This is a genomic window from Stutzerimonas sp. LR2 (genome assembly GCF_055755175.1).
The window spans coordinates 236712-261121 of record NZ_JBVTRR010000002.1 but is presented as its reverse complement, the minus strand read 5'-3'; the positions used below and the strand labels follow the sequence as shown (position 1 = coordinate 261121).

The window sequence follows — 24410 nt, the reverse complement described above, 5'->3', positions numbered from 1 at the left end:
CCGTCTTATCGAAGAAGCCCCATGCTCATACCCCACGACCAGCTCGAACCGGACACCCTGACCCGCCTCATCGAGGATTTCGTCACTCGTGACGGCACCGACAATGGCGACGAAACGCCACTGGAAACCCGGGTCGCGCGGGTACGCCGCGCCCTGGACAAAGGCGAAGCCGTTATCGTCTTCGATGCGGACAGTCAGCAGTGCCAGCTCGCGCTCAAGCGCGACGTGCCCAGGGAGTGGCTGGACTGAGCCGCACCGGGGTCAGCCGAACAACCCGCTTTCCCGCTCCCAGGCGCAGCGCATGCGCAGGTCGCTCTGCTGCGGGCTGTGGCTACCCGAGTCGGTTTCCCAGCGAAAGGTATGGGTGCCGTTGAGCTCGGTCTCCAGGTGCACCACGGCGCTGGTCCAGTACAGCTGTTTGAGCAGCGCCTCGAAGCGCTGCACCCACAGCGCCCACTCGTACTCGACGGCGCGGTAACTGGCGCCGAAGTGGATCACCTGGGTCTGATACAGGCCCAGATCCTCGTCACGGCAGAAGGAAAACATCTCGCGGCCGATGAGCGGCCAGGCCTCACCCTGCGGCAACGCCTGCACGGCGGCCAGATTGTTCGCCCGGCGCTGGCGGCACTGCTCGAGGTCGGCGGATGGCCAATCGCGGATGCAGCCATAAACGATGGATTCAGACTCCAAGCAGAACTCCGGCGCGCTAGGTTGGGACGTGGACGGCGAGCTTTCTAGCACAGCACGGCGAGCCGGTCATCCGCGGCATGGCAAGCGGTGACGCAGGCCACAGCCAGACCGCTCAGCGATCGACATGTCGTGGCCGCAGCCGCATCGCCAGCAGTGACATGCACGCCGCCATGCCGGTCAGCACCAGGAATGGCATGCGATAGTCCCCGGCCAGATCGCGACCGAGTCCGGCTAGCACCGGTGTCAGGCAGGCCAGGCAGTAACCCGTGCAGAGCATCATCGCGGTGAGTCGGCTGACGGCCAGCGGCGTGCCGGCTTCGTACATCGGCGAAATCAGCGCCAGGGAAAAGGTGCCATTGAGCGCAACACCCAGCAGCATGCAGACCACCAGCGGCTGCCAGCCGGGTCGCAGCGCGATCAGCGCCAGGCACAGGGTCGCCAGCACTCCGCAGGTCGCCATGATGCGATGACGGTTGCCCAGGCGCTGCGCCAGCCAGGGCATGGCGAAGGCGCTCGGCAGGCCGATCAGCATGAAGCCACTGAAGAACGCATTGCTCTGCAGCAAGCTGTAGCCCACCTCGTGATAACGCGCCACCAGCCAAGTGGCCAGCGCGTAGAACAGCCCGGCCTGCAGCGCGAAGTAGATGCTCAACAGCCAGGCCCGCGGCTCCTTCCAGGGCAAGCCCGCACCGCTTTCACTGGCGGCCTCCGGCTGATTGGGCAGCCGCAACCAGATCAACAGCGCCATCACCGCTGGCAGCGCCCAGACCGCCAGGCCGGCATTCCACTGCTGGCCCAACGCTTCGGTGGCCGGCGCCGTCAGCACGACGCCGAGGGTCCCGCCCACCGCCATGCTCAGCGAGTACCAGGCGGCGACCTTGCCCATGCGTTCGAGAAAGTAACGTTTGATGAAACCGGACAACAACGGCCCGGCAACGGCGATGCCGGCGCCGACCAGGCCGGCGGTGACGATCAGTAGCACGGCATTGTGGCCGAACAGGCGCAGCACCAGCGCCGCGGCGATCAGACCAAGACACAGGGCAATGCTGCGCTCCAGACCGAAGCGCACCGCCAGCCGCGGTGCCAACGGCGCCAGCAGGCCCATCAGCAATACCGGCAAGGCTGTGGTCAGGCTGATCAGGCCACGGGACAGGGCAAGCTCTTCGGCGATGCGTTCGATCAGCGGGGCGAAGGACGTGATACCAGGACGCAGGTTGATCGCTGCCAGCACCAGGGCCAGCATCAACAGTCCGCGGGAAGGGAAATTCACAAGCGATCCATAGGGTTACGGCAAGAAACCGGACAGGCAACCCTACTCCCCAGCCTCCCCGGAGGCAACCGCACCGGCCGCTTGAAGGCAGCGGCCGGCCGGATTCAGACGGCCTTGCTCTTGGCCCGCTTCTTTTCGGCGAGCAGCGCCATCTCGTCATAGATTGCCTGAGGATTCTGCTGCTTGACCTTCCAGGCCATGCGCCCCTCCTCGTGCGGCAGGATCATGAACTCGCCCTTGGCGACCTGCTGGTGGATGTAGTCGGCGATGTCCGCCGCGGTGATCGGCGATGACTCCAGCAGCTTGCCGATCTGCGCCTTCACGTTCGGCGTCGGCCCGCGGAAGGAATCCAGCAGGTTGGTCTGGAAGAACGACGGACAGACCACGTGCACACCCACTTCGGCCTGGCGCAGCTCGACCATCAGGCTCTCGGAGAGCGCCACCACACCGGCCTTGGCCACGTTGTAGTTGCTCATGCCGGGCGCCTGCATCAGCGCCGCCATGGAGGCGATGTTGATGATCTTGCCCTTGCTCTTCTGAACCAGCGGCAGAAACGCCTTGCAGCCCTTGACCACCCCCATCAGGTTGATCGCGATCTGCCAATCCCAGTCTTCCAGCGACAGCTCGTCGAAGAAACCGCCCGATGCCACGCCGGCGTTGTTGACCACGACATCGATGCCGCCGAGCTTCTCTTCGCAGGCCTGGGCGAAGGCGATCAGCTGGCTGTAGTCACGCACGTCGCAGCGCATGGTGAAGCCATCGCCGCCCGCCTCGCGAACCATTTTCAGGGTTTCCGCCAGCCCGGCCTCATTGACGTCGGAAAGCGCCAGTTGCCAGCCCTCGCGCGCCCAGCGCAGGGCGATTTCCCGTCCGAGTCCGGAACCGGCGCCGGTGATCATCATGCGATTGTGCATTGTTGTGCTGCCTTTGTTGTTCGGGTAGTGGCAGCGAGTCTAGCGAATGCCCGGAGCCGTACCGGCATCCATCAGATTGATGAATGCCCCTGGCAAACCCTTGGCCAATGGGGCTGACCGCCCGGTCCCCGGCAGGCAATATGACGGCAACATGGGCGCGGTGCAGGTCGGTGATTTGCCCGCCACCAATGAAAAAGGGCAGCCCGTGGGCTGCCCTTTCGCTTGCCGGCTGATCGCCTTAGTGAGCGACGGCGCCGGTTGCACCCAGACCGGTCTGCGAACGGACGAACTGGGCGAAGAAGCGCTCACGCTCCTCCCCTGCCCGCTTGGAGTTGTCGGTAACCGAGAAGAACCAGATACCGACGAAGGCGGCGACCATAGAGAACAGCGCCGGGTACTTGTAGGGGAAGATCGCCTCGGCATAGCCGAACACGTCGACCCACACGGTGGGGCTGATGATGGTCAGCACCAGCGCGGTGATCAGGCCCAGCGCGCCGCCGAACAGCGCACCGCGCGTGCTCAGCCCCTTCCAGTACATGGAAAGGAACAGCACGGGGAAGTTGCAGCTGGCGGCGATGGAGAACGCCAGGCCGACCATGAAGGCGATGTTCTGCTTCTCGAAGATGATGCCGAGCAGAATCGCCACCACGCCCAGGGTCAGGGTGGTCAGCTTGGTCACACGCATCTCGTCCTCTTCCCGCGCCTTGCCCTGCTTGATCACGCAGGCATAGAGGTCATGGGAAACCGCCGAGGCACCGGCGAGGGTCAGGCCGGCCACTACCGCGAGAATGGTGGCGAAGGCGACCGCGGAGATGAAACCGAGGAACAGATTGCCGCCCACGGCGCTGGCCAGGTGGATGGCGACCATGTTGGTGCCGCCGACGATGGCACCGGTCACGTCCTTGAAGTCCGGGTTGGTGCTGACCAGCAGGATCGCGCCGAAGCCGATGATGAAGGTCAGGATGTAGAAGTAGCCGATGAAGCCGGTGGCGTAGAACACGCTCTTGCGCGCTTCCTTGGCGTCGGACACGGTGAAGAAGCGCATCAGGATGTGCGGCAGGCCGGCGGTACCGAACATCAGTGCCAGACCCAGGGAAATCGCCGAGATCGGGTCGGAAACCAGACCGCCCGGGCTCATGATCTGCGCGCCTTTCTCGTGGATCTTCACCGCTTCGGCGAACAGGCTGCCGAAATCGAAGCCGACGGTCTTCATCACCATGATGGCCATGAAGCTGGCGCCCGACAGCAGCAGGACCGCCTTGATGATCTGCACCCAGGTGGTCGCCAGCATGCCGCCGAACAGCACGTACATGACCATCAGCACACCGACCAGCACCACAGCCACGTAGTAGTCCAGGCCGAACAGTAGCTGGATCAGCTTGCCGGCACCGACCATCTGCGCGATCAGGTAGAAGGCCACCACGATCAGCGAGCCGAATGCCGAGAGCAGACGGATCTGCGTCTGGCCGAGGCGATAGGACGCCACGTCGGAGAAGGTGAACTTGCCCAGGTTGCGCAGGCGTTCAGCCATCAGGAACAGGATGATCGGCCAACCGACGAGGAAGCCGATGGAGTAGATCAGGCCGTCATAGCCGCTGGTGTAGACCAGCGCGGAAATGCCCAGGAAGGACGCCGCCGACATGAAGTCGCCGGCAATCGCCAGACCATTCTGGAAGCCGGTGATGCTGCCGCCGGCAGTGTAGTAGTCAGCGGTCGAGGTGTTGCGCTTGGCCGCCCACTTGGTGATGCCCATGGTGAACACGATGAACACCACGAACATGATGATGGCGGTGTAATTGGTGGCCTGCTTCTGAACTTCGCCGGTAATGGCATCGGCGAGCAGCGCGGGCGAGACTGCCAACAGCAGGGCAGTCATCAGGAAACGCAGGATCATTATTTCTGGGCCTCGTTGAGGATTTCCTGGTTGATGCGATCGAACTCACCGTTGGCACGCTGCACATAGACACCGGTCAGGATGAAAGCCATGAAGATCACGCCCACGCCCACCGGAATGCCCCAGGTGGTGACGGTATCGGCGGCAAGCGGGATGCCGAGGATCTTTGGCTCGAAGGCGATCAGCAGGATGAACGCGAGGTAGGCGCCGAGCATGACGGCCGACAGCATCCAGGCGAAACGCCCGCGCTTGGCCACCAGCTCCTGGAAACGCGGATTGGCATAGATCTGCCGGTAAACATTTTCATTGTGCATTGGAATCTGTCTCCACGGTCGCTGCCCCCTGATGGAGGCAGGGCGGCCACTTTAGGCCCGGCCGAAGCGAACACCACCCGACTTTGGTCTGAATGCGTCTTGCGAAAAGGCCCGACATAGAGCCCTCGAGCCGCATGAATCGGCGCTTCGCAACAATTCCAAACACAAATAGTGTGGCGCTATGTCGCACATGCAGAACGTTGATTTCAGACATTGCTCGACCTCGACCAGACTCTCCTTGTCGCGAGAACGATTCTCGACTGCACAAGGAGACAGGCCATGCTCAAGACCGTGACGTTCACCCTGATGCACTTCTGCATCGCCTTTTCGGTGACCTACGCGCTGACCGGCAGCATCGCCATCGGTGGACTGGTCGCCGCCATCGAGCCGCTGTGCAATTCGGTAGGTTTCTACTTCCACGAGAAGGTCTGGCAGCGATTCGAACGCAGTAGACGCAGCGCAGCGATTCCTAAGCATGCCTGGCTGCACCACCAGGCCTGACGCCTGCCCCGCACGGGTACCGCTTGCCATCGGGGCTCGACAGCAACTGTCGAGCCGTCGGCATTTCCATCTCCGCGCAGGGATCGAATTCCCCGCGCCGCTGCCATAGAGATGTTGGCTTGCACTGCGCTGCCAATGCAGTTCTGATGGGACAGGCGGCACGAGACATCCGTTGCCGCCTCGCTACAGGCCGCGATGGCCTGTCAACGGAGATACACCATGCAGCTGTTGTTGCGCCTGACCGCCCTGCTCGCCCTTATCGTTACGCCGCTGCACGCGGCTGATCTCAGCATCGAGGAGTATGGCTACCCCCTGGCCAATCCTTTCGAAGCGACCATCGCCGGCACGCCGAGCGCATTGCGCGCCGAGGTACCCAGTGACGACGCCATCGACCAGGCTGACTACAGCCTGCGTCTGCGGCCGGAGCGCGAATTCACCCTGCCGGACAACTTCTGGCCGGTCAAACAGCTGCGCTATCGCCTGGCGCGCCAGCGCGGGCCGGCGCCGCTGATCTTCATCATTTCCGGCACCGGTGCGCATTACTCGGCGGGCAAGACCGAGGCCCTCAAGCGGCTGTTCTACGGCGCCGGCTACCACGTGGTGCAGCTGTCTTCGCCTACCAGCTACGACTTCATGTCCGCTGCCTCGCGCTATGCCACACCGGGCATCAGTGCCGACGATGCAAAGGATCTCTATCGGGTCATGCAGGCCATTCGCGCCAGGCATCACAAGCTGCCTGTCACCGAGTTCCACCTCACCGGCTACAGCCTCGGCGCGCTGAACGCCGCGTTCGTCAGCCAGTTGGACGAAACCCGCGGCAGCTTCAATTTCAAGCGCGTGCTGCTGCTCAACCCGCCGGTGAACCTCTACACCTCGGTCGGCAACCTGGACAAATTGGTGCAGACCCGCGTCGACGGCATCGACAACCACACCACCTTCTATGAGGTGGTGCTGGAAAAGCTCACCCGCTACTACCGGCAGCGCGGCTACATCGACCTCGACGAGGCGATGCTCTACGACTTCCAGCAGTCGGCGCTGAAGCTCAGCGACGAGCAGATGGCCATGCTGATCGGCTCGGTGTTCCGTTTTTCCGCCGCCGACATCAACTTCACCTCGGACCTGATCAACCGTCGCGGACTGATCGTGCCGCAGGACTATCCGATCAACGAGGGCACACGCCTGGAGCCATTCTTCAAGCGCGCCCTGCTTTGCGATTTCGACTGCTACATCACCGAGCAGCTGATCCCCATGTGGCGGGCGCAGTACGACGGCGGTAGCCTGCCGCAGCTGATCCAGCAGGTCAGCCTCTATGCCCTCGAGGATTATCTGCGCCAGAGCCCGAAGATCGCGGTCATGCACAACGCCGACGACGTGATCCTCGGTGCCGGTGACATCGGCTTTCTACGCCGCACCTTCGGCGACCGCCTGACGCTCTATCCGCGCGGCGGCCACTGCGGCAACCTCACCTACCGCGTCAACGCCCAACACATGCTGGAGTTCTTCCGTGGCTAAAGGAATGCTGTTGCCGCTGCTGCTGCTCAGCGGCCTGGCCTTCGCCGACACACCGGCGGTCGACGAGGATGGTTTCACCCGTCCGTTACGCAACCTGGAGTTCAATCCGGGGCTGGATCAACGTGAGTTCGAGCGCGCCACCTTTCAGGCGCTGGATGTCTACGACCCGTTCGAATCGGTCAACCGGCGCATCTACCACTTCAACTACCGGCTCGATCAATGGGTGATGCTGCCGGTGGTGCGAGGCTATCGCTATGTCACGCCGCAACCGGTGCGCACCGGTGTGAGCAACTTCTTCGCCAACCTCGGGGAGATTCCGACGCTGTTCAACAGCGTCGCGCAGCTCAAGGGACAGCGTGCGGCGAATGCCACCGCCCGCTTCCTGTTCAACAGCATTCTGGGCGTGGGCGGACTCTGGGACCCGGCCACGCGCATGGGTCTGGTGCGCCAGAGCGAAGACTTTGGCCAGACGCTCGGATATTGGGGCGTTCCCCAGGGGCCCTACCTGATCATTCCGGCTCTCGGCCCCTCCAACCTGCGCGATGCCACCGGCCGCGTCACCGATTTTGCCGTCGAGCGACAGGTCGACTTCCTCCAGTACTCCGAGACCACCGGTGGCGAGCTGAGCCTGACCGCGTTGCGCGCCATCAACGCCCGCCACGTCACCAGCTTCCGTTACGGCCAGCTGAACTCGCCGTTCGAGTACGAGAAGGTGCGCTATGTCTACAGCCGTGCGAGGGACCTCATGGTGAAGGAATGATCCAATCAGTCGATTGGATAGAGCGATAATGCGCAACCATTGATCGAAGCCGCACCATTATTCTGGTGACATTCCAGACCAGAGGCATTCGACATGTCCCAGCGTGAAATCCTTTCCATCACCACCGGCCGCGCCACTTCCGACGGCGCCGGCGTCAGTCTTACCCGCGTATTTGGTGGCGCCGCGCCGGAACGCTTCGATCCGTTCCTGATGCTCGACGAGTTCGGCTCCAACGATCCCGACGAGTACATCGCCGGCTTTCCACCACATCCGCACCGCGGCTTCGAAACCATCACCTACATGCTCGAACATAGGTGCAGATACACAACGTAAATCCACCGCACTACTAATGCACACCTTCTGAAAATCAGAGTACACTCTTTTTCCGTGTCACCCCTTGCTGCGCCTGATGCGTAGCCAGATGACACACAGCCCCCACCATCACATATCGAGGGTAGGTTTAGGAAAAGACTTTGATTCACAGGAGGATGTACTAGGTGACTGAAGCTTCAGAGGACAAGACCAAGAGAAAATATCTCTCGATGCTCCGTGCCCACCCTTGGCACCATCAGCATTCTGTCTTCTACACGGATGAACCAGACTCCATTGCCCTGCTCGATGACATGATTGCGTTTAAACAGCTCCTACGCCGTCGCCATCCTCAACACCCGTTCCTGATACGCATCCAGCTCCTGAACCGGGAGAAGAAGCCCCAAGCCTTCCTGTCGATCCTGGCTCCTGCACGCATTGAAGACATTCAGGACATTGCCGACAAAACATTCTCTGCTGATGTGGTGGTGCTGGGACGTGTCTGCACACAACAACGATTAGAGCGGATGGCATCTGTTATCAAAGCTCAGAAACCGCACAACCTCGAACGCTTCTTTAACAAGCATCAGGTTAGAAGATGGTCATTGCTGAACAAGCATTTGGTAATGAATAACGATGTTTAGGCTACACACCCGATGTTTATTGCTTCCTGCACTACCAGATATGAAATAATTAATAAAATAGTTGCTTTTATACCCCGCATAGTATTGTAATTTTAGAAAAACATGATATACTAATCCCATCAGCTCAAGAATTGTTTTATACACTAAGTCCGCAATAAGGCATATCAGCAAATGTATGTGTTATTTATGCCAAAGTTGCTGAATCACACTTTAGAGCTATATCCAAAATCGGACTTAGGGTGTATAATATATTGCAAGCACAGAAGGAATAAATTTAAACTTTTTCCCCTATTATGTGACTTTCCTTAGCACTTCCCTCGTCTAAGTTTTATATCCCGGAAAACATACCCGCCCTTTGGCGGTTTTTGCGTTCTGCAGTTTTTGTGTTACCTCTCCTGTCGGACATATCAACCTTGGCAATTTCCTTTCCCAAGGGCTGACAGGCTTCCTCTACGTTAGGTTTCCCCTTTCTTGGTTTGCGGGGAGTGTTAACCAGCCTAACGTTATTTTAGCGGCAACTCTCATTCTTCAGGGTTGCCGTTTCTTTTTACCCATACTTTCTTATTCCACCTTAATCACAGGAGGTTGCCTTATGGCTGTCACATACCGCCCCTGCATCGTTTGCCATCAATTGATGCACTGCTCACGGGCTAACAAGTATTGTTGTTCCAATCTATGCCACAGCAAGATGCACAAGAAACGCGCGAAGCTTGGGCTTAGTACACGAGAGATGATTGCACTACTGAAAGACGAGCTTCTAGAAGCTCAAGAAAATCAAGAAAACTAAAAACCCCTGACTCAGTTCACTACCGCTCACATGCCACAGAGGATCACAATTAGATCGAAGGCTTTCAAGTCGTAGAACAACAGAGTCTCTAATACAAAGGAGACCAATAATGGCTAACTTCATCGCTGTAAACCCCGCATCGAATCTCATCACTGGCGTAATCTCTTCGCACTACACTCCAGTTGATACCAAGACCACTCGTTTCTTCCGAGCTACTGATGACGATCTATCCGTTTACTATCGTCTACATAAAAAGCTTAGTGCTGGCGATTGTGTCGATTTCGCCGATCTGCTAACCGCTCGAAAAACTTATCGAGCCAAGCGAAAGATTATTGCACCAGACCCAATTGGTTTTGACCGTCTACCTGCTGAGCATCTGCAAACTTTCAAAGAAGATGCCCTTCGTATGGTCCAGCAAGGTAAGTCGCTATCTTTTGTGTGTTATGCACTCCGGTGTTCTGAGCGAGAAACTTTGAAGCTCACTGGCCTTCAGCCAGAAGACTTTGGTGAAGACTCTGAAGCACTGTCACCAGAAATACAACATATGCTCAAAAAGCGGCAAGAAAAGAAACAGGCTCAGAAGGAACACGCCTGATATGTGCAAAAACACCCTACTCAGTACAGGGCTACCGACCCCCCTATTTTTGCACATATAGAACCCAGTAAATACGCGGCCTTCAGATGTGTCAGGAAAAACACCTAGGGCCGTTTCTAACCAAATCTATGAGGTGCATAACATGCAACCATGTTGCGTATGTGGGGAACCCTTTGCCCCAACAAATCGGAAACACCGCCATTGCTCTAACACTTGCGTGGCTCGTTCATATATTAGACGAGAGCGAATCAAGAAGCTGCTACGCCAACTGAGCTACGAACAGCTTGAATACATTGAAGCTGTAGCACAACTACAAAAGGAGAACAACAATTGAGAGACACACTTTACCTTGGCACTCAGTGTTATCAGAAACAAACTTTCTTGCTACAGGTTGAGCTGTTAGCACGCTTGGAAGTAGAAGCGAAACAACACAACCAATCACCATCTGAATACCTAAACACAATTCTACATAAGGAGCTTAACCAATGATGTTTGACAAAGAAACCCACCGTCGCCTGAAGGTGTATGTGCCAGTTGAATATTATGCGCTGGTAGATGAATACAATTGTGGTATGGGCTTAGCAGCTTTGGCAGCAAAACTCTTAGCCGATCATTTTACAAACCTCGAACTGAAAAAAGAATTGGCTCGTGTCAATAAGGAGCAGTAGTTATGCGCACACATCTGAACGACCGCAGTAAAGATGAGCTGATTGCAGTTATGCAAGCTCTCGGATTCACCAGCACCAACCACACGTTAAACGTCATCATCACCCAAGCTTACAAACAAATCGTCCTAAACTCTCAACGCGAGGTAAAGCCACAGAGAATCCCATAGGTCTGTCAGACACTCGCCCGTAGGTCTGTGAGACACTCGGCCATGGGTCTGGGAGAACCAGTAATAATAATGATGTAATAACAATGATGTAAAGAAAAAGAATAAAGCTTTAAAAGCTTAATTTTCTTACTCTGTTTGAATGGTTCTACTTTGCTCAGGTCTTCGACCTTCGCACGTAGCCCCATTAGAAAGACTCCTGTGCAACCTGTTCGTCTTCGACTCACGCTTGGCACAGTAATAAGAGAAAGAGCATAAAGCAAAGCTTGGTTCTGTGTTGACTGTATTTGATTTGTTGGTGCATGAGCCTTCGGCTCTTATACATTTGTGTTGGTGCAAAGATCGAAGATCGTAGGAAGAATAATTCCCCGAGTGTCTGGGAGAACCACGGGAATCTAATTAATGTTTAGAGGTGCAATATGAAAATCAGAATCACACTTGGCGAACAAGCAAGCGAAGAACTGTTGCAGCTTATGGAGCTATGGGGGCATGAGAGTCCCACCCACTCCTGCAACAAAGCAGTATCTGCTGTATTTAAACAACTAATTCAAATTCCATCCTTTAAGGAGAACAACAATGGCAACGCAACTGTTTGCAAAAACTGAAAAAGAACTGTCGCCCTACTTCGCTGTGTATCGTGAGCTGCTAACTGCCACCGGCTGGAACGGCTTGGAATTAGTAATGGTAGAGAACGACAAAGGTAAGCTTGTCCCTACCGGCGAGGTTGTGGAAATCGTTTATCCTTTGTCCTGTGAAGAGAAAGTCATCTGGTGCTGGATGCTTGATCGGTTCCAGTTCTTCAAAGAACAAAATGGTGTTTGGTTTGATAACCAAGATGAGATCGCCGCCTATTGTGGTGTGGGTCTGTCTACAGTCAAACGGTTTATTAAGAAGCTTATTATTTCTGGTGTGCTGCACGTTCAAAAGAAGCCAATGGGCGGAGCACGTGTTAGCAACAGCTATGTGATCGTCCGTGACTTGGTGTTGGTGCAGCAGGAAGACAAGGCGAAAGCCCCTGTACAGGCCAAGGAGCAGCCCACACAAGCCCTCCAGGAGCTTGCAGCCCCGACAATAGATGACTTCGTGCCTGCTGGTGCTGAATGGGCCTCTGAGGCTGTGCCAATGGACGCATACGACGACTTCATGCCCGAGCCTGAAGACGATGGCTCTTGTGCCGACTCGCTCACTTACAACGCACAGGAAGATGAACCGTGTTCTTCGGTAAAGCAGTCAAAGCCTGATGTTCCAGAAACAATACACGGTGTGTCGCTGGCTGATATGCCAACACGGCGGTTCCAGCCTAATGGTGATGTTAGTGCCGAGATGGTTGAATGGTGCGCTCGCAAGAACGTAAAGATATTTGAAGCTGAATATGATGTGCAGTTTCTAATCCAAGGAATCCCACACGTATTCAATAACAATACGTTTGTTCCGTGCTCAAGCAAGCCTGCACGTAAACAGATGGTAGAAGAGTTCGAAAGCCCGTTCTAAATAGCTATTTACTACGGAAAAACAACTCTGTTTTAAACGATCTGCTACAAACCCACCCTACCCCACAGGGTGGCAGAAACAAGCAACAAACAACCCTTAAAACACCAACGAATTTAACTCGCAAGAGTTAAAGCCGCAGGCAGCTATTGTCTGCAATTTATATAAACCATAAAAGAGGAAACACAAATATGACTACTAAACAACACGTCCAACAGCCAATGATCCTTTCTCCTGAAGTATTGGCAGAACGTCAGGCTAAAGCAATTGAGCGTTACAAAGGCTCTCACGCAGCTTGCCAAGCAGTAGATGAACCCATCCTTCTCCTTTATACAAAGAAGGTGGTGGAGCTTGTAGCAGCCGGATACAGCCTAAATGAAAAGCTCCCCTGTCGCTCCGGCCCCAATACCTTTGCAGCGTATTTTACAAAGCCAGCAGCTATGCAAGAACAAGAGATGGAAGCTCTCAAGCTTCAAGTAGAAGATAAGCTGAAGGCAGAAGTCGCAGCATTCAACGCTGAACAAGAATCCATCCTTGCCGAGCAGTTGTATCAGGCTCAAGTGGCTAAGGAACGCAAGGCCGCTGAAGAGAAAGAGCACAAGGCTCGGGAGGCTGCCAAGAAGGAAGCCGCCGACTACTTCGCTTCCATTAAGGAGGGTAAATAATGTCTCTTGATCATATTCGCCGTGGCCTAGACCGCGCTGTTGCACGCCAGAAGAAAACGTCTCTCTCCACTACTTCCCCTGCTGTCAAAGCTCCTGTTGTAGCTCCTAAGGAAGAAGAGCCTGCTCTGAAGAGCAATTTGACGGAAGAAGAGGTCCAGTATTATTGCAACCTCATCCACGAAGCGAACGCTCGTTCTCCAAGTCATCCAAATAATCCCACTAACCGAATCATCCGTGAACGTCTGGAAGCTATGGGGCTACAGCCCAACGACTAACAAGGACAGGGGGCGCAATGCCCCCCTTCTTTTCAAAGGATAAGAACAATGATCTATTCAATTATCGTAATCCGCCCCTTGCCTAACGGCAGCGCTCAAGACGTAAGAAGCTCAGTTGATACCTACCTAAACAACATCTCATCCGTTAAGGCAGTGCAGTGGCAGCATAACGCACGAATGAACAAGCTTGCGCTAATCGTTGCTGTAGATGCAGAACAGCTTCCCTTCAAAGAGCGAGACTTGTGGGAAAACACAGAAGCCGGTGCTGTTTGTTTGTGTAGCCAGCCAGCAATCAAGGATAAGTGGCTTTTCGATCAGTTCTTGGACACTTACGGAACAGGCTTTCTAAACGAGAAAGTGAATTTCCTTCCCGATCTCCCAGGCTATCCCGCTATCACCCCGCCACAAGGTGGTGGCTTCTGGAACAAATATAAATAGAGGTTAAACAATGGAAATTGCAAAGTATACAGTCGGGCTTAATTTCAGCCTGAATCAAAGAAGTATAAGGGTCGTCGATACACAGATTCGATTGATGGAAAAGAAGCTGGCATTGATGACACAGCGCATGAAAGCCAACTTTGAGAAAAGCTTCGCCCTTCCTTCTCTCAAAATCAAAAAAATAGAGTTAGACCCTCTCTCTGCACAACGCTCCATCCAAGGTGATCTAAACAGAATGGGGAGGCTCTTGGAGTTGAAGGTGGGCAACATTCGTTTAGACCAAGCAAAGATCAATGCACAAGTGCAGACAACCTTCCAGCGTGCGGCTAATCAGGCCCGAATGAACGTCAAGACAATTGCCGGGGCCGGTGGCGGGGGCAACCCATTCCCTGCTGTACCACGCTTTAATACTCTTGGGGCTGCTGCCACTGGTGGCGGGCTAGGTGCATCGCTTCCCATGTTTGGCCCAGCTGGCATTGCCGCTGCTGCTGTAGTGGGCACAGGAGCTTATGGTGTATCAAAGATCAATGACGCCCGCCGCCTCATCTCACAGCGAGAATTGGAGCGTCTACAGCTTGAAATCTCCGTAGGTGGTTCTAAGGAGCGCAGACAAAGCGCAATCGATGTTCTGATTGATCTTAGTAATAAGCTCGGTGTTCAAGCTCAGTCTCAAGTAGATGGCTTCACACGCTTTATGAAACAGGGACAAAACAGTATGGGCCTTACAGCTCAGCGAGCTTTTGACTTGTATTCAAATATGGGGATTGCCACAAGGGGCAACGGTGGCGACCAACAGAGTATTGAAAGGCAGAGTCTGGCCCTAACCCAGATCGGGGGTTTGGGATACCTACGTGCTGAAGAGCTTAACGGTTAGGCTCGCTGTGCCGAAATGCACAGAAAAATAAACTCCTTTAATTGCTGGAAACCCCTAACGTAAAGACGAGGGCAATCAGCAGCGAAGCCTTCTAGTCAGAAGGAACGTTCAACGACCAGCCGCAAGGCGTAGGGCTAAGCAGCCCGAAACGGGGAGCACCTTACCGGACAATGCCGAAGGTGAAGATATGGCCTCCTCTCATGTGAAAGCATGAGCAGCTTGAATAAAGCGGGAGAGGATTAGCGACCCTCTTTGAAGATCAGGTAATACCCAACTGGCAGATAGCAACCCTGCCATCCGCTCTTACATCATCAAGGCTTGGGAAGAGCGCACAGGCGCTAAGGGTGTTGAAGCTTTTCTATCAGCTATGGCCAAGCGTCAAGTGTCCTTCAACGATGTAATGAGAGGCTATGAGTTGGCCGCTAAGGAAGCATCAGGCCGCGTTAAAGAGCTTGCCAACACTGTACAGGGTGAAGAGGCCCGCTTAGCTAACGCTCGATTCGCTGAAGAACTGGAACGCTCCAAGGGTCCGATGACGGATGCAGCAAGGCGGTTTGTAGAGAGTCAGCAAAAGCTCTTCGAAGCAAGCGAGCCATTGCGAGACAGTTTCTATAAGGTGGCTGCCGCTGGTACATCTCTCGCCGCTGATATGGTGGGATGGCTCAGCACACGGCTACAGACAGCCCCGGCTCTTAACAACGAAGTGTCAAACGAGCAACGCGCTACAGCTCCTTTCAGTTCTGCAATGGGACGGGGAATGCTCAGCGTTCCAGACATTCGCCGCATTAGAGACAATCAGGCTCCTTTCATTAGCCCCCTCATCCCTGAGTCCCCAGCTTGGAAACAAGCCGCTGATAGCTTCGTCATGCCGCGAAACCTCCTACAGCAAATGTCAGGAGCCTCGATCAATAGCACCGTCACTGTTCAGCCTGGAGCAATCAACATCACAGCCCACGGCGTATCAGAGGAAAAGCTTGTTGGTGAATTAGAAGGACGGGTGCAAGGAATCTTCAGGCACGAGATGCAGAGTCTTCTCAGCTCTACAAAGCTTGAATATTCCCAGAAGGAGTAGCACACACATACGTGCTATAAAACCCCAGTAAACATACAAAGTTGTATACAAAAAGGCAGGGATAAACACGCTCTGCCTTCCCCGGCTATTCCCCATAGCCTGCCTACACCCCTGATGTTACTTAATAACATTCTATTTTGTGTTAAGCCGTTTCTGACTCCAAAGTCAAATAATTGCTAAACATTTTCAATCCAAGAATATAAATCCCCAATAAAGGAGAGATAATTGATTACTTTTGCTAATAGCCTTCAAATCTGCAACATCTTTGCCCTGTCCACCGTCTTGCTGGTGATCTGGTCTTTGCCATCGGCTGCTGACCTACAGGCCACCAATAGCCGTGTGTCCCAGATCGAAGACAGAGTGACCAACCATCTCAGTTACAACGAAGGACGAACGAATGCCCTGGACGCACGAGTGACGGAACGTCTGAACAAGATTGATCGCCGGGTGCAGATGCTGGAAGTGAAGGCAGGACGCTGAAAGCTCATCTCTACTTAACAGAATGGTATTTTGTTAACTAAGAAAGCCCGTAAATGCTGGACAAGCTCTCTCAGTCGATGCTTTAATTAACACATCAGAGGCATGGCAACAGGGAGTAAACTAGAAATGAAGAGCGTAGACGCCGTTAAGACAGTTGAGGATGTGGCTTTCATCAGCCGTAAGCTCAAGCTGAACGCCAAGGGCAACACCCTGTATTCCGATATCTGGGAGTTTGGCTTGCAGGTAGCGCTCCGAATCTCTGACCTGCTCTCTGTGACGATGGAAGAGGCCAAGCAAGGCCGCATCGTGCTAAAGGAAGAGAAGACAGGGAAAACCCGCTCTATCGACCTGAATGAGAAGGCACGGGGCATTGTGGCTAAACGAGCCGCTGAGCATCCCCAGCACATCTATCTGTTTGAAGTGGAATCGAACAGGGCCAAGGGTAAGCCCGTCTCCCGTATCGCTGTAGCGAATGCATTCAAGGCCGTAGGCGATGAGATTGGTATCCAGCTCGGCACCCACTCTATGCGCAAGACTCGTGGCTGGATCATGCACAGTGCTGGGGTAAGCATCGAGAAGATTTGCAGGGTGCTCAACCACTCCAGCCCCGCCGTTACGATGGCCTATATCGGTCTGACTCAAGCCGAGATTGACGCCACCTATCACGAGTTTGTTATCTGACAGCCTCCCTCAAGCCCTGCTACATGGCGGGGCTTCCTGCATTCCCTCAATTCCCTTCAGGAATGCCCCTTAGAGCGTCGCTGAGCAGCCTAGAACGTGCGTTCTCTTCGTTTCCTTTGCGTGGTGTGTCTTAGCTCAAACGCTCAACAGCGCTCACTGTAGCCCTACGCTCGATATTTTAAATTCGTGTAACTGGTCAAAAAGTGATCAGCGGGCGGGAGTTAAGCCCTATCACCTCCGAGCGGGGAATCTCAGCAAACGTTCTGCATATAGGAGAGGAAACAGGGGATGTGATATTTGCTACGGGAGAATCCCCCCACACCTGTGCAAAGTATGGGGGCCTGTCTGACAGGGGGTTGGGTTACTCGTCTTTTTGTGCTAGTTGTGCTTCAAGCTCTCGAACACGCTTTTCGAGAAAGGCAATGTACCGGGTCTGTACGTCATCAGGCATTAGTGATTTTGTAAACTCAGTAAACAGCCCAGAATCACCCCCAACACTGTTCGATCTGCTGATCTGCCGTACAGGTTCGCCTTCGGCCTTGATCCACTTAGACATCACCGCATAGCTTGGCTTTCCTTGTTGCGAACAGAAGCGGCTGAGGCTCATACCACTTGTTTGATATTCCTCGATCAATGCTTGCTTCTGCTCATCGGCGTAGCGAATACCCTTTACCATTGTGTTAGCCCTTTTCGTGTAGGTAGCACAAAGGTATCACACGATATTTTCCCTATGCATCATCACCGCGCCTGCGATGGCCCCGAGCAATCAGAGATAGCAGGTCATTGAACTCCGGTGTCGGCTCTGGCAGAGGCTGCTTGTTCACCCTATCAAGAAGCTCTTGATGCTCTGGACGTAGCATCAGCAGTCGATATTCCTGCCCTAAATCTTCATACACATAACTTTTTGCAGAACGGTCATACCCCTTGTATTTCCAAGGGTGCTCATCCCCACTCACCCAAATTTCCCCATTAGAGAAGCAAGTGATGGAATATTCCGCCTGCTGAAGCAATGCGTTGAGCTTGATTGGATCGTTTGCCAGATAGTCACGCTCCACGTTGATGATCGTATTGGTGGACACGGCTTCATCAGTAGAGCGATCAAGGATCAGGCGTTCGTCTTGTAGCTGCTTTCTCTGCGCCTGTAGCTGCTCAAGCTGTTCTTGTATCTCTGGCACCAGCCCGATTGCTGCGATGGTGTTAGCAAGGTTTCCGATCCTTTTGGACAGGTCTTCAAGCTCGCCTTCTATCTCGATCTTTCGTTTCTGGTGTTCAGTGAGCAACTGGCCTGCCAATGCACGTTCCACATACGGCAGAGAAGTTTTCACACGGATGTGTTCGAGAAGCTGTTTAGGGATGGATTTAGAATTGCTGCACCCGTCCAGCGTCAGACGCGCCCGGCTTGTGCATTGCATTGTGGCTCCGGTGTTGGGGTGCTTCTTGACGTTGAAGTTACGCCCGCAATGTCCACATTTGACTAGGCCAGTCAGGAGGTACGCTGTTGGTGCGCTACGCTTCTGATCCTTGTTGCGGCTTAGCTGCTCCTGCACACGGTAGAACAGCTCCTTCGGTACAACTGGTTCATAGACGTTTGGAATCTCACCCCAATTGCCAATGGCCGTGGTGTTCGTCAGCCACCTTTTAACAGTGGTGCCATTGATGGTTTGCAGCAGCTCGTGTCCTGACTCACGCAACCGGCGACAGATACGCCGCTCGCCCAACCCTGCCGCATAGTCCTCGAATGCCTGCCTTACAAGCGGTGCAACGGATTCGATTAGCTTTCCTTCCTTGTCGATCCACATCGGCGTGTGACGCTTTACAGCCTTACCTTCCTTAGCTGCTCGCCTCCTACGGTCATACGCGGCATTGATTCGACGGGACAGCGCCTCACTATAGTTATATGCCTGCTGCACCTTCGCCACGAGTAGGAACAAGTGATTGCTGTTCGCTGACTTCTGATCGTATGTCAGCCCATCATCGAGCGTGACAATCATCACCCCTGCCTGAACGATCCTTCCTAATAGAGGAAGCATCTCTAATGGTTCAAGTCGCCCGGTCCGGTCGATAGCCTCGACAAGAATGCAGTCCCCCGGCTGGATCACTCCTGCCTCAACAGCGGCCAAGAGTTTGCCGAATCCATTCTCAAGGTGTTCGCCCTTCCAACCACTGCGCCCCAGGTCTTCAAAGCTCGTGAGGCTGAGAGTGTAATCAGGATGGGATGCCAGCCACTGAGCCACCATTGTTTGTTGGCGTTCAAGGCTCGACCCCCGCGCTTGCTTGGCTGAAGAAAAACGGACGTATGAGAATGCAGTGGGCATGGGATGCTGATTCCGAGCTAACTAAGATAGCCATTGTATCATTGCCCCGGTGTTCTCGAGGGGCGCATGCGTCACGAGGATCACATGGGCAATGTCGGGCGGCTGGAAAGTGGCGGCGTGCAGTGGATGACCGCAGCGCACGGCGTGATCCACAGCGAAATGCCGGAGCAGGAGCAAGGTCTCATGCGCGGCTTCCAGCTGTGGCTGAACCTGCCCGCCTACGCCAAGCTCGGCGAGCCGGGCTACCGTGACTTCGCACCGGCGGAAATTCCACAGCTGACGCTGCCAGGCGGGGTACAGGCGAAAGTCATCGCCGGCACGCTGAAGGTCGACGGCATCGAGCAGCCGGGCGTCGTGCAGCGTCCGGATACCGAGCCGCAGCTTTTCGATCTGCATCTGCCGGCCGGTAGCGGCATCAGCCCGCAAGTGCCGGAAGGCCATCGGCTGTTGCTTTATGTCTATGAGGGTGCGCTGCGCCTTGGCGAACACACGCTGGGCAAACGCCAGCTGGTGCGCCTGTCCGAACATGGTGAGGTGCGGTTGCACAGCGAGTCGGGAACCCGCCTGCTGCTGTTGGCCGGGCGCCCCCTGGGCGAGCCCATCGTGCAGTACGGCCCCTTCGTGATGAACAGCCGGGAGGAGATCGAGCAGGCGCTGCGGGATTTCCGCGATGGAACGCTGGCCTGATTCGGCTGGGTCGACTGGATGGCCGGAACCACCGGGACGCCGCCCGGGATGTAGCCGGCCGTCACCTGTGGGGTGGCGTTAGCGCACCACACGCCCGCCACGCTGCACGGGCAGGAAAGCGCATTACACCGCCTTGCGCTTCTTCTTTTTCTTGTACAGCCCCGGCTCGCCGTCCGGCCGGGTCTTGAAGCGCCGGTGCGCCCAGAGATACTGCTCAGGCAGGGCGCTGACGGCCTCCTCGACCCACTGGTTGATGCGCAGACAATCGGCCTCCTCGCTCTCGCCAGGGAAATCCTCCAGCGGCGGATGGATCACCAACCGATAACCCGAACCATCCGCCAGGCGCTCCTGCGTGAACGGTACGACCTTGGCCCTGCCTAGCCGAGCGAACTTGGTGGTGGCGGTCACCGTGGCGGCCTGGATACCGAACAGCGGTACGAACAGACTCTGCTTGCGGCCATAGTCCTGATCCGGCGCGTACCAGATGGCGCGGCCGGCACGCAGAATCTTGAGCATGGCCCGCACGTCTTCCCGCTCGATGGCGGTGGCGTCGCGGTTGTGCCGCTCGCGTCCGCGGCGCTGTACATAGTCGAACAGCGGATTCTTGTGCTCGCGGTACATGCCATCGATGGTGTGGCGCTGACCGAGCAATGCGGCGCCGATTTCCAGCGTGGTGAAATGCAGCGCCATCAGGATCACCCCCTGCCCGGCCGCCTGGGCCTGCTGCAGATGCTCCAGTCCCTCGATCTTTGCCAGCCGCTGCAGGCGCGCCTGCGGCCACCACCAGCTCATCGCCATTTCGAAGAAAGCAATGCCGGTGGACGCGAAGTTCTCGCGCAACAGACGTTCACGCTGCGCCTGGCTGAGTTCGGGAAAGCACAGTTCCAGGTTGCGTCGCGCGATGTAGCGCCGGGAACCGGCGAATCGGAACATCAGCGCGCCGAGCCCACGGCCCAGTTGCAGCAAGAGCGGATACGGCAACTGCACCAGCAGCCAGAGCAGGCCAAGCCCCAGCCACAGCGGCCAGAAGCGCGGATGCAGGAAGTACGCACGAAACTGAGGACGGTCCATGAATAGCTCGACAACCGATGAAGCGACGCATTCTAGCGGCAAAAGCCGTGGTTGACCGAGCCTCGGCGCACCAGCGATCGCCCGGGACACACGCGGCGGGTTGCAGGCAGCGGCACACCTCGTTATAAGTCCTCGCCATTTACCGCAGCAGGCAGACCATGAGCCAAGCCGACCTCCCCGACCAGTCCCCAGCCTTCCAGCTCAAGGGCAGCATGCTCGCCATCACCGTGCTGGAGCTGGCCAGCAACGACATCGAACGTCTCGACGAGCAGCTCGCGGCCAAGGTCGAGCAAGCCCCGGACTTCTTCAACAATACGCCGCTGGTCCTGGCGCTGGACAAGTTGCCCGAGGCGGCGCGGGAAATCGACATCAAGGCATTGGTCGCACTCTGCCGCAAGCATCGGTTGCGCACCCTGGCCCTGCGCGCCAGCGAGCCGGCGCATATCGAAGCAGCGGCGGTGCTGGATCTACCGGTGCTGCCGCCTTCGGGGGCTCGCGAGCGCCAGGTCGACCTGGCATCGAAGGCTCCGGCCAAGCCTGCCGAACCGGTCTACCGCCCGACCCGCGTGGTCACCACGCCCATCCGCGGCGGCCAGCAGATCTACGCACAGGGCGGCGACCTCATTGTGCTGGCGCCGGTAAGCCCCGGTGCGGAACTTCTCGCCGATGGCAACATCCATGTCTACGGTCCGCTTCGCGGTCGCGCCCTGGCTGGCATCAAGGGCGATACTTCGGCGCGGATCTTCTGCCAGCAGCTCGCAGCGGAAATGGTCTCCATCGCCGGCCAATACAAGGTCGCCGAGGACCTGCGACGCGATCCTCTCTGGGCTGAAGCGGTACGCATCAGCCTCTCCGGCGACGTGTTGAACATCACCCGCCTTTAACGGATACTGCCGCGAATTTTCAAGGACCAAACGGGCAATCCTGACGCCAAAACCGGGCGGAAGGTCCCGATTTTTCAATTTTTAGGGTGAATCACCTTGGCCAAGATCATCGTAGTCACTTCCGGCAAAGGTGGCGTTGGTAAAACCACCACCAGCGCCGCCATCGGTACCGGCCTCGCTCTGCGCGGCCACAAGACTGTCATCGTCGACTTCGACGTCGGTCTGCGGAACCTCGACTTGATCATGGGCTGCGAACGCCGGGTGGTTTACGACTTCGTCAACGTCATCAATGGCGATGCCACCCTGACCCAGTCCCTGATCAAGGACAAGCGTCTGGAGAACCTCTACGTGCTGGCTGCCAGCCAGACGCGCGACAAGGACGCCCTCACCCAGGAAGGCGTCGGCAAGGTGATCGACGAGCTGGGCAAGAACTTCGAATACGTCATCTGCGACTCCCCGGCGGGCATCGAGAAAGGCGCGCATCTGGCCATGTACTTCGCCGACGAAGCCATCGTCGTGACCAACCCGGAAGTCTCCTCGGTACGCGACTCCGACCGCATGCTCGGCCTGCTGGCCAGCAAGTCGCGTCGCGCCGAAAACGGCGAAGAGCCGATCAAGGAACACCTGCTACTGACCCGCTACAACCCTGAGCGCGTCACCAAGGGCGAAATGCTCGGCGTCGAAGACGTCGAGGAAATCCTCTCCATCCGCCTGCTGGGCGTGATCCCCGAGTCGCAGGCTGTGCTCAAGGCGTCCAACCAGGGCATCCCGGTGATCCTCGATGACCAGAGCGATGCCGGTCAGGCCTACAGCGACGCGGTGGATCGCCTGCTGGGCAAGGAAGTGGCGCACCGCTTCCTCGACGTCAAGAAGCCTGGCTTCCTGCAACGACTTTTCGGAGGCCGCGAATGAACCTCTTCGACTTCTTCCGTGAACGCAAGAAGAAGGAAACACCGGCCGCCATTGCCAAGGAACGCCTGCAGATCATCGTCGCCCACGAACGCGGCCAGCGCACCGAGCCGGACTACCTGCCGGCATTGCAGAAGGAGCTGGTCGAGGTGATCCGCAAGTACGTCAACATCGACAGCGATCAGGTTCAGGTCGCCCTCGAGGATCAGGGCAGCTGCTCGATTCTCGAACTGAACATCACCCTGCCGGATCGCTGAGCGGCACGGCGTACAGAAGCGGCGGCCCACGGGTCGCCGTCTTCGTTTGTGGGAAGAACAATGCCTCTTAGCAACATCCAGATCATTCACCAGGACGCCGCCCTGCTGGTGATCAACAAGCCGACCCTGCTGCTCTCCGTGCCAGGACGGGCTGAAGACAATCGTGACTGTCTGGTGACCCGCCTGCAGGAGAACGGCTACCCCGAAGCCCGCATCGTGCACCGTCTGGACTGGGAGACCTCCGGGCTCATCGTGCTCGCCCGCGACGCCGATACGCACCGCGAGCTGTCCCGTCAGTTTCATGACCGCGAAACGGAAAAGGCCTATACCGCGCTGTGCTGGGGCCAGCCGGAGCAGGACAGTGGCAGCATCAACCTGCCGCTGCGTTACGACCCGCCGACCAAGCCACGGCATGTGGTCGATCACGAACTGGGCAAGCATGCGCTGACCTTCTGGCGCGTACTCGAGCGCTGCGGCGACTACAGCCGCGTCGAACTGACCCCCATCACCGGGCGCTCTCACCAGTTGCGGGTGCACATGCTGTCGATCGGTCACCCGTTGCTCGGCGACCGGCTTTACGCGCATGAACAGGCGCTGCATGCGCATGAGCGGCTGTGCCTGCACGCCAGTATGCTTACCCTGACTCATCCGCAGACAGGCGAGCGCCTGCGCTTCGAGTGTCCCGCGCCATTCTGATGGAGCGATTTCTTCAGGCGACCCGCGGCGCCCCCGAACATCCCAGCCTGCGCAAGGCGCTCAACCTCTGGAAAGCGCCCCCCGGAACCGCGCTTGACCTGGGCTGCGGCGCAGGTCGCGACAGCCTGGCGCTGCTGCGCGATGGCTGGAGCGTGGTCGCACTCGATCAGTCCAGCGCCGCGCTCGATGCGCTGCGAGCACAGGTGGACACCGGTGCACACAAGCTCACCACGCTTTGCGAGCCATTCGAGAACGGTGCTCCCCTTCCCACCGTCGAGCTGGTTAATGCCAGTTTCGCTTTACCGTTCTGCAAACCGGAGGCATTCACGAGTCTCTGGACGCGCATCATGGAGTGCCTGCGCAGGGGTGGCCTGTTCAGCGGTCACTTTTTCGGGCTTCGTGACAGCTGGGCGGGGCGCAACCTCACCTGTCACCGTTATGAGCAGCTTATGGAGTTGTTCGAAGACTGGGAGCTGCTGGAGCTCAACGAGATCGAGTTCGACGGCAAGACGGCGACCGGCCAGGACAAGCACTGGCATCTGTTCGAGGCCATCGCTCGGCGCAGTTGAGGCCGTGGGAATGCAGCCATGCCATGC

The 24410-nt window shown here is 56.6% G+C and carries 30 protein-coding genes and 2 pseudogenes; 24 read left to right on the top strand and 8 right to left on the bottom strand.

Translation table 11 applies throughout. The features are described from left to right. Window positions 1–21 precede the first annotated feature (21 nt). Window positions 22–249 (top strand): YheU family protein, encoded by a 228-nt coding sequence (locus tag ACVRRC_RS07695; RefSeq protein WP_017244639.1) that lies wholly within the window; start codon window positions 22–24, stop codon window positions 247–249. 12 nt (window positions 250–261) lie between these two features. On the opposite strand, the gene ACVRRC_RS07690 is transcribed toward ACVRRC_RS07695, so the two are convergent. From ACVRRC_RS07690 to ACVRRC_RS07670, 5 genes are all read right to left on the bottom strand, one after another. Further along, window positions 262–690 carry a hypothetical protein gene (locus ACVRRC_RS07690; protein WP_472996827.1) on the bottom strand — a complete coding sequence of 143 codons (429 nt, stop codon included), beginning with the start codon at window positions 688–690 and terminating at the stop codon, window positions 262–264. A gap of 112 nt (window positions 691–802) precedes the next feature. Next, on the bottom strand, window positions 803–1933 hold the full coding sequence (locus ACVRRC_RS07685; RefSeq protein ID WP_014596226.1) for an MFS transporter: 1131 nt from the start codon (window positions 1931–1933) through the stop codon (window positions 803–805). 131 nt (window positions 1934–2064) lie between these two features. Then, window positions 2065–2874, bottom strand: coding sequence for an SDR family oxidoreductase (locus ACVRRC_RS07680; protein ID WP_014596225.1), 810 nt, complete (start codon window positions 2872–2874; stop codon window positions 2065–2067). Window positions 2875–3112: 238 nt separating this feature from the next. Continuing rightward, window positions 3113–4768: a cation acetate symporter gene (locus tag ACVRRC_RS07675; protein ID WP_013982259.1), complete on the bottom strand. Its 1656-nt coding sequence runs from the start codon at window positions 4766–4768 to the stop codon at window positions 3113–3115. Beyond that, a complete protein-coding gene (locus ACVRRC_RS07670; protein WP_014596222.1) occupies window positions 4768–5082 on the bottom strand; it encodes a DUF485 domain-containing protein in 315 nt (104 codons plus the stop codon). Before ACVRRC_RS07670 ends, ACVRRC_RS07675 begins: the two co-directional genes overlap by 1 nt. 279 nt (window positions 5083–5361) lie before the next feature. Between ACVRRC_RS07670 and ACVRRC_RS07665 the strand changes: the two genes are divergently transcribed. The 17 genes and pseudogenes from ACVRRC_RS07665 to ACVRRC_RS07585 all read left to right on the top strand — a co-directional run bounded on the left by ACVRRC_RS07665 (window position 5362) and on the right by ACVRRC_RS07585 (window position 16995). After that, a complete protein-coding gene (locus ACVRRC_RS07665; RefSeq protein WP_013982257.1) occupies window positions 5362–5583 on the top strand; it encodes a DUF2061 domain-containing protein in 222 nt (73 codons plus the stop codon). Window positions 5584–5802: 219 nt separating this feature from the next. Further along, on the top strand, window positions 5803–7095 hold the full coding sequence (locus tag ACVRRC_RS07660; RefSeq protein WP_014596220.1) for an alpha/beta fold hydrolase family protein: 1293 nt from the start codon (window positions 5803–5805) through the stop codon (window positions 7093–7095). 4 nt (window positions 7096–7099) lie between these two features. Continuing rightward, window positions 7100–7855: an MlaA family lipoprotein gene (locus ACVRRC_RS07655; RefSeq protein WP_472996993.1), complete on the top strand. Its 756-nt coding sequence runs from the start codon at window positions 7100–7102 to the stop codon at window positions 7853–7855. Window positions 7856–7948: 93 nt separating this feature from the next. Then, window positions 7949–8179, top strand: a pseudogene (locus ACVRRC_RS07650) (pirin family protein); the annotation flags it as partial. A 173-nt stretch (window positions 8180–8352) separates the two neighbouring features. After that, window positions 8353–8808 (top strand): hypothetical protein, encoded by a 456-nt coding sequence (locus tag ACVRRC_RS07645; RefSeq protein ID WP_472996826.1) that lies wholly within the window; start codon window positions 8353–8355, stop codon window positions 8806–8808. An 896-nt stretch (window positions 8809–9704) separates the two neighbouring features. Next, entirely contained in the window at window positions 9705–10190 is a 486-nt protein-coding gene (locus ACVRRC_RS07640) for a hypothetical protein (RefSeq protein ID WP_151320577.1), read from the top strand. Window positions 10191–10675: 485 nt separating this feature from the next. Beyond that, the gene (locus ACVRRC_RS07635) at window positions 10676–10858 is read left to right on the top strand and encodes a hypothetical protein (RefSeq protein ID WP_472040308.1); all 183 of its coding nucleotides are present in this window, start codon (window positions 10676–10678) and stop codon (window positions 10856–10858) included. Between the two features lie 2 nt (window positions 10859–10860). Continuing rightward, entirely contained in the window at window positions 10861–11025 is a 165-nt protein-coding gene (locus tag ACVRRC_RS07630; RefSeq protein ID WP_472996825.1) for a hypothetical protein, read from the top strand. Between the two features lie 416 nt (window positions 11026–11441). Beyond that, window positions 11442–11627 carry a hypothetical protein gene (locus ACVRRC_RS07625; protein ID WP_146032431.1) on the top strand — a complete coding sequence of 62 codons (186 nt, stop codon included), beginning with the start codon at window positions 11442–11444 and terminating at the stop codon, window positions 11625–11627. Then, window positions 11599–12513, top strand: a complete 915-nt coding sequence (locus ACVRRC_RS07620) for a hypothetical protein (RefSeq protein ID WP_472996824.1) — start codon at window positions 11599–11601, stop codon at window positions 12511–12513. The genes ACVRRC_RS07625 and ACVRRC_RS07620 overlap by 29 nt, the downstream gene beginning before the upstream one ends. Window positions 12514–12701: 188 nt before the next feature. After that, window positions 12702–13175 carry a hypothetical protein gene (locus ACVRRC_RS07615; RefSeq protein ID WP_472996823.1) on the top strand — a complete coding sequence of 158 codons (474 nt, stop codon included), beginning with the start codon at window positions 12702–12704 and terminating at the stop codon, window positions 13173–13175. Continuing rightward, window positions 13175–13450, top strand: a complete 276-nt coding sequence (locus ACVRRC_RS07610) for a hypothetical protein (RefSeq protein ID WP_472996822.1) — start codon at window positions 13175–13177, stop codon at window positions 13448–13450. Before ACVRRC_RS07615 ends, ACVRRC_RS07610 begins: the two co-directional genes overlap by 1 nt. Window positions 13451–13498: 48 nt before the next feature. Then, window positions 13499–13888 carry a hypothetical protein gene (locus tag ACVRRC_RS07605; protein ID WP_472996821.1) on the top strand — a complete coding sequence of 130 codons (390 nt, stop codon included), beginning with the start codon at window positions 13499–13501 and terminating at the stop codon, window positions 13886–13888. A 10-nt stretch (window positions 13889–13898) separates the two neighbouring features. Continuing rightward, window positions 13899–14762: a hypothetical protein gene (locus ACVRRC_RS07600; protein WP_472996820.1), complete on the top strand. Its 864-nt coding sequence runs from the start codon at window positions 13899–13901 to the stop codon at window positions 14760–14762. A gap of 367 nt (window positions 14763–15129) precedes the next feature. Beyond that, entirely contained in the window at window positions 15130–15834 is a 705-nt protein-coding gene (locus ACVRRC_RS07595) for a hypothetical protein (protein WP_472996819.1), read from the top strand. Between the two features lie 225 nt (window positions 15835–16059). Further along, window positions 16060–16314, top strand: coding sequence for a hypothetical protein (locus ACVRRC_RS07590; protein ID WP_472996818.1), 255 nt, complete (start codon window positions 16060–16062; stop codon window positions 16312–16314). 126 nt (window positions 16315–16440) lie between these two features. After that, window positions 16441–16995, top strand: a complete 555-nt coding sequence (locus ACVRRC_RS07585; RefSeq protein WP_368851879.1) for a tyrosine-type recombinase/integrase — start codon at window positions 16441–16443, stop codon at window positions 16993–16995. Window positions 16996–17356: 361 nt separating this feature from the next. Here the strand turns inward: ACVRRC_RS07585 and ACVRRC_RS07580 are convergent, their stop codons facing one another. Together ACVRRC_RS07580 and ACVRRC_RS07575 are read right to left on the bottom strand one after the other, a co-directional pair. Then, complete coding sequence (locus ACVRRC_RS07580; protein WP_472996817.1) at window positions 17357–17671, bottom strand: hypothetical protein; 315 nt, start codon at window positions 17669–17671, stop codon at window positions 17357–17359. Between the two features lie 52 nt (window positions 17672–17723). Continuing rightward, window positions 17724–19310 carry a recombinase family protein gene (locus tag ACVRRC_RS07575; protein ID WP_200650012.1) on the bottom strand — a complete coding sequence of 529 codons (1587 nt, stop codon included), beginning with the start codon at window positions 19308–19310 and terminating at the stop codon, window positions 17724–17726. 51 nt (window positions 19311–19361) lie between these two features. Here ACVRRC_RS07575 and ACVRRC_RS07570 point away from each other — a divergent pair. Then, window positions 19362–19997, top strand: a pseudogene (locus tag ACVRRC_RS07570) (pirin family protein); the annotation flags it as partial. Between the two features lie 123 nt (window positions 19998–20120). Here ACVRRC_RS07570 and ACVRRC_RS07565 read toward each other — a convergent pair. Continuing rightward, window positions 20121–21068, bottom strand: a complete 948-nt coding sequence (locus ACVRRC_RS07565; RefSeq protein WP_472996816.1) for a lipid A biosynthesis lauroyl acyltransferase — start codon at window positions 21066–21068, stop codon at window positions 20121–20123. 158 nt (window positions 21069–21226) lie between these two features. On the opposite strand from ACVRRC_RS07565, the gene minC reads away from it, so the two are divergent. From minC to ACVRRC_RS07540, 5 genes are all read left to right on the top strand, one after another. Then, window positions 21227–21952 (top strand): septum site-determining protein MinC, encoded by a 726-nt coding sequence (gene minC / locus ACVRRC_RS07560; protein WP_013982252.1) that lies wholly within the window; start codon window positions 21227–21229, stop codon window positions 21950–21952. 96 nt (window positions 21953–22048) lie between these two features. After that, window positions 22049–22864 (top strand): septum site-determining protein MinD, encoded by an 816-nt coding sequence (minD, locus tag ACVRRC_RS07555; RefSeq protein WP_013982251.1) that lies wholly within the window; start codon window positions 22049–22051, stop codon window positions 22862–22864. Beyond that, window positions 22861–23118 carry a cell division topological specificity factor MinE gene (gene minE / locus ACVRRC_RS07550; RefSeq protein WP_003301267.1) on the top strand — a complete coding sequence of 86 codons (258 nt, stop codon included), beginning with the start codon at window positions 22861–22863 and terminating at the stop codon, window positions 23116–23118. Before minD ends, minE begins: the two co-directional genes overlap by 4 nt. Before the next feature lie 60 nt (window positions 23119–23178). Beyond that, the gene (locus tag ACVRRC_RS07545; protein ID WP_125875601.1) at window positions 23179–23814 is read left to right on the top strand and encodes an RluA family pseudouridine synthase; all 636 of its coding nucleotides are present in this window, start codon (window positions 23179–23181) and stop codon (window positions 23812–23814) included. Then, window positions 23814–24383, top strand: coding sequence for a class I SAM-dependent methyltransferase (locus ACVRRC_RS07540; protein WP_472996814.1), 570 nt, complete (start codon window positions 23814–23816; stop codon window positions 24381–24383). Before ACVRRC_RS07545 ends, ACVRRC_RS07540 begins: the two co-directional genes overlap by 1 nt. Window positions 24384–24410 lie beyond the last annotated feature (27 nt).